This window comes from Methylomonas rivi, from assembly GCF_024505165.1.
GTDB lineage: Bacteria > Pseudomonadota > Gammaproteobacteria > Methylococcales > Methylomonadaceae > Methylomonas > Methylomonas rivi.
The window spans coordinates 1-4430 of the sequence record NZ_JANIBK010000219.1 but is presented as its reverse complement, the minus strand read 5'-3'; the positions used below and the strand labels follow the sequence as shown (position 1 = coordinate 4430).

Here is a 4430-nt window from a genome sequence, read left to right as displayed (position 1 = left end):
GCCCCACGCCCAGCACTAGTGCCGCTTTCGGCTTGGCCATTACCCGGCGCGCCCGGCCGCCGTGGCGGCAGGCACTTCAATAAGTTGGCCGGATTTAACATCATAAATAAATCCGTAGACAGGAATATCCGCCGGTACCAGCGGATGAGATTTAATTCGTACCACATCTTCGGTGACGCTCTCTGCTTGATCTTTGATAGTGAGCCAGTTGATGAATTTGCCGTCCGTGCATCCTGGACCTTCGCAGCAATCATGCCAGCCGCTGCTGTCGACGCTGGCGGTTTTCAGGCTTTTGCTCAACAAATCGCTCATGATCTCGTTGGTAAAGGTCTCCATGCCGCAATCGGTATGGTGAATCACAAACCATTCCCGGGTGCCCAGCAATTTATACGAAATCACCAGCGAGCGGATCGCGTCGTCGCTGGCGCGGCCGCCGGCGTTGCGGATCACATGGGCGTCGCCTTCGGACAGGCCGGCGTATTTGGCCGGATCCAGACGGGCATCCATGCAGGTCAAAATGGCGAAGCGCCGGCCGGGCGGCATCGGTAAATCGCCCTTGTCGAAATCGGCGCTGTAGTTTCTGTTGGCGTGTAATACTTCGTTCAGGATTGTACTCATGCTGTACCTCCTTCAGCCGCGGCCGAAGATTAAAGAGAAGTTATTGGCCGGCATGTCGATGATTTCCTTCAATACCATACCATGGTTGGCGGCGGCATTTTTCAAGTCGGCCACGTCCTTCAAACCCCATTCCGGTACTTCGTATGACGACAAGGTTTTATGGAATTCCTCGTTGGATTCGGTGGTGAAGCTGCCTTCGACGCGGAAAGGGCCGTAGATCAACAAAATGCCGTCGTCGTTCAACAGGTGCGATGCGCACTCCATCATGCCGTCGGCAATCGAAATCGGCGCCACCTGAAAAATATTGATGCAAAAAATGGCGTCGAAGCTGTTTTTATCGCCGGGGTTGAACCAAGTGTCGGGTTGGGTCAAATCCAGGTGTACCGGATCGGCGATGTTGTCGTTGGCATGGTCGACGGTCAGCTTTTTGATGTTGTCGAACACGTCCTCATCCCTGTCGGTGGGGTGGAAGTGTAAATGGTCGAAATGCGGGGCGAAGAAATTGATATGCATGCCGCTGCCGCTGGCCATTTCCAGTACCCGGCCTTTTTGCTTGGGCAGTTTTTCCTTTAGTACGCCCAAAATAGGCTCGCGGTTGCGGTTGCCGGCCCAAGCCACGTATTCGCTAAGGGGGTGCGGATTTAAAGGCGGTTTTTCACTCATGAAAGGTCTCCAGTGTTGTTGTTTGTTTATCCGCCGTCTGTTGCGGCGGTATGCGCGGCCGTAATAAGTCGGCCACGGTTTGTTAAAGCATTTCCGGGGCCAATCGGTAATGCCGGTTTTTATCCTTAAAAATCAAGGAGGCCATGTTTATGGTTTGGGTGTTATGGGAAGTTATGTTTCAATAAGTGAAATTCAATTTCAAAAAACGCCATGAACGAGCACGATTTTTCCCAGATTTCTCCGGTATTTTTTCTGCAGACCTTCATCCTGGAATTGATGCATGCCTGCGAACAGGAAGGCGGCGGCTATTGCGAATCCTTGATCGAACGCATCGCCAAAAGCGCCGGCCAATATTTCGAACAGACCTACCGCGACGAATACGGCAAACAACATGAATTGGACAGGGAAAGCTATATCGATTTGATCCTGGGCTTGAAGAACCGGATAGGCGGTAATTTTTCGCTGGCTTCGCTGGAAAACAGCACTATCACGGTGGTGAATAGCCGCTGTCCGTTCGGGGACGGCGTTACCAATTTTCCGGAACTGTGCCGGATGACCTCCAGCGTGTTCGGCGGCATTGCCGCTCGTAACTTCGGCTATGCCAAGGTGGAGATCAAAAAAAGCATAGCGCGCCAGAACGGCGGTTGCGAAGTGTGCATACACACCGATTGCAATGCGGCGGCGGACAAACCGGGTTTGGAATACCGCCGCCAGGACCAGCCGGATGCCAAAAAGGAAATGCTGGCCTTGCATTCCTTAATCGAAGAACGCATGCGCAATGTCTGGTGGAGCAAACCCAAGCAACATGCGGTCAAGCCGGCGCCGGTGATTATCGCCAAATCGCAGGCCATGCAAAACGTGTTGCAGCAAGTGGAAGTGGTGGCGCCAACCCGGGCCACGGTGCTGATCAGCGGCGAAACCGGCGTCGGTAAAGAGCTGATTGCCCGCGCCGTGCATGCCATGAGCGATCGCGGCCACAAGCCGTTTATCGCCATCAATTGCGGCACCATCCCGGAAACGCTGATCGAAACCGCCCTGTTCGGGCACGAGAAAGGCGCGTTTACCGGCGCGGTGGAAGTGCACCAGGGCTTCTTCGAGCGGGCGGAAGGCGGGACCTTGTTTCTGGATGAAGTGGATGCCTTGTCGCCCGCCGCGCAAACCGGTTTATTGCGGGTGCTGCAGGAAGGCGAAATGGAACGGGTCGGCGGCAAGCATACCTTGAGCGTGGACGTGCGCATCATCGCCGCCAGTAACCGGCAGTTGGAGCAGCATGTCGAGCAGGGCTTGTTCCGGCAGGATCTGTTTTACCGTTTGAACGTGGTGCGCTTATGGATTCCGCCGCTGGCGCAACGCCCGGAGGATTTGCCGCATTTGGTACAGCTGATTCTGAAACGCCTGCACGATAAGTACGGCAAAAGCGTCGAAACGGTGAGCCGGGAGGTGATGGGACAGATTCGCGCCTATCATTGGCCCGGTAACGTGCGCGAACTGGAAAATACCCTGGAGCGTAGCGTCTTGTTTTGTAAAGGCAACGAGTTGATTCATCTGGAGTTGGACCGGAAGAATCGGTCCGACGCCGTCGCGGATTGGAACGCCTTTAAACAACACACCTTGGCGGAAGCCGAACGGAATTTTTTAAGCCAGGCGCTGCAAACCCATAAGGGCGACATTAAACAAGTGGCGGCGGCGATGGGCTTAACCCCGCGCGCGGTGTACGGCAAATTGAAAAAATATCGGCTGGATGCCCGCAAATTTCGGGATTGATGGCTCCGGCCCGCGGTTAGTTGCCGGCCGCTTTGGCGGGCGGCTGTTTATCCAAAACCAATCTGTCGTGGGTATCGGAAAACACTTCGATCAATTCGCCCGCCAGGGTTTGGCCGTTCCAGGACTTTTTGACGATGCCCCGGTGTTTAAAGCGGTCGCTGTAAACCGGTTCCAGATTAAAGGTTAAGCGGCGGCCGTCCACCTGGCCTTCGCCGCGTTCGTAAACGGTTTGCATGGCCGGGTCTATGCGTTCGATTTTGACCCGGTTGTCCTGCTGGCTGATCAGCAAATAATCGCCGCCGGCAAAATACCATTGACCGGAAAAATCCGCCGGCTGCCGGCTTAGCCAAACGGCCATGCCGGCTAGGGCCAGCAGGGTGGTTACGGCATAAACAGCTATTCGGCGCGGGCTCCAATTGTTTTTAACCGGTTTGACGTAATTTTTAATGTGACCGATCAGCTTGCCGACATCCTGTTCCCAGCGGCTGTCGCTCAATTCAAGCGCCTGCCGGTAGATTAGAGTGGTGAGGCTGGTCGGCAAGTCGGCCGTGCGCGGCATCTTTGCGCCGTTGACTAGAATCGGGATGATTTGAATGTCGCGCTGCAAGGCCGTTTCGATTTCCAGCCGCACAAAATCCTCGGCATTATCCAGCCGGCGCCGGCCGTTGTGGTCCGTCACCTGTAACCAACGCGGACCTATCACCACCAGAAACACGTCCGCGCCGGATAAACCGGCCTGGATGGATTCGGCGAAATTCTGGCCGGGATTGATATCCTCGAAATCCCTGAAAATTTGCCGATCGCCAAAGGTTAACGCCAGCCGGTCGGCCAGTCGGCCGGAATAACCGGCGCTGTCTTCGCGGCGGTAGGAAATAAAGATTTTGCTCATGGCGGTGTTCCGGTATCGGTTGGCGTTAAGGATTTCGTCAAAAATAACATCCCCGCATTTTCGGATTTATTGCCGGTAGGAGCGGCTTTAGCCCCGATCAGGGCGCTCATCGCGGCTAAAGCCGCTCCACAGGGAATCTCTCGGTAAGTTATATCCTAAGCTTAATCGTGCAACATCAGGTCGAAAAAAACCGGCAGGTCGCTTAACTCGTTCGGCAGCGGCGCTAAACTCAAACCGTGGAAGGCATGGCCGAAACACTCGGCGGTATTGGTGGCGGGCCGGTAGTCCACGTTGCTTATGCCGCCGTCCGGCAGGATGTCCGCCACCAGGGTGAATTTTTCGGTACTGGCACCGGGTTGCGCCAGGCAATCGGTTAGGGACTTGGACAGGGCGTCGCTCATGGCGGGCAGTACATGTTTTTTCGTGTAATCCTGTGCCGCCGCGTCCTGCTCGAAGCGCCGGCCTTGGCGGACGCGCTGCTCGAAGGACGGCTCCG

At 55.5% G+C, this 4430-nt stretch carries 5 protein-coding genes; 1 reads left to right on the top strand and 4 read right to left on the bottom strand.

Annotated features, from left to right (window positions below; translation table 11 throughout):
• Window positions 1–39: 39 nt before the first annotated feature.
• Window positions 40–618: a beta-class carbonic anhydrase gene (locus NP596_RS20045; RefSeq protein WP_256617167.1), complete on the bottom strand. Its 579-nt coding sequence runs from the start codon at window positions 616–618 to the stop codon at window positions 40–42.
• A 12-nt stretch (window positions 619–630) separates the two neighbouring features.
• Window positions 631–1281: a DUF938 domain-containing protein gene (locus NP596_RS20040; RefSeq protein WP_256617166.1), complete on the bottom strand. Its 651-nt coding sequence runs from the start codon at window positions 1279–1281 to the stop codon at window positions 631–633.
• 210 nt (window positions 1282–1491) lie between these two features.
• On the opposite strand from NP596_RS20040, the gene NP596_RS20035 reads away from it, so the two are divergent.
• Window positions 1492–3045: a sigma 54-interacting transcriptional regulator gene (locus tag NP596_RS20035; RefSeq protein ID WP_256617165.1), complete on the top strand. Its 1554-nt coding sequence runs from the start codon at window positions 1492–1494 to the stop codon at window positions 3043–3045.
• Window positions 3046–3061: 16 nt separating this feature from the next.
• Here NP596_RS20035 and NP596_RS20030 read toward each other — a convergent pair whose 3' ends face one another.
• Entirely contained in the window at window positions 3062–3934 is an 873-nt protein-coding gene (locus NP596_RS20030) for a toll/interleukin-1 receptor domain-containing protein (RefSeq protein WP_256617164.1), read from the bottom strand.
• A gap of 161 nt (window positions 3935–4095) precedes the next feature.
• The coding region (locus tag NP596_RS20025) for a hypothetical protein (protein WP_256617163.1) at window positions 4096–4430 on the bottom strand (335 nt) is incomplete at its 5' end.

What these genes read in the sequence shown, in the direction of transcription:
- NP596_RS20045 (WP_256617167.1), bottom strand. Translation starts at nt 618, where the DNA reads ATGAGTACAATCCTGAACGAAGTATTACACGCCAACAGAAACTACAGC.
- NP596_RS20040 (WP_256617166.1), bottom strand. Translation starts at nt 1,281, where the DNA reads ATGAGTGAAAAACCGCCTTTAAATCCGCACCCCCTTAGCGAATACGTG.
- NP596_RS20035 (WP_256617165.1), top strand. Translation starts at nt 1,492, where the DNA reads ATGAACGAGCACGATTTTTCCCAGATTTCTCCGGTATTTTTTCTGCAG.
- NP596_RS20030 (WP_256617164.1), bottom strand. Translation starts at nt 3,934, where the DNA reads ATGAGCAAAATCTTTATTTCCTACCGCCGCGAAGACAGCGCCGGTTAT.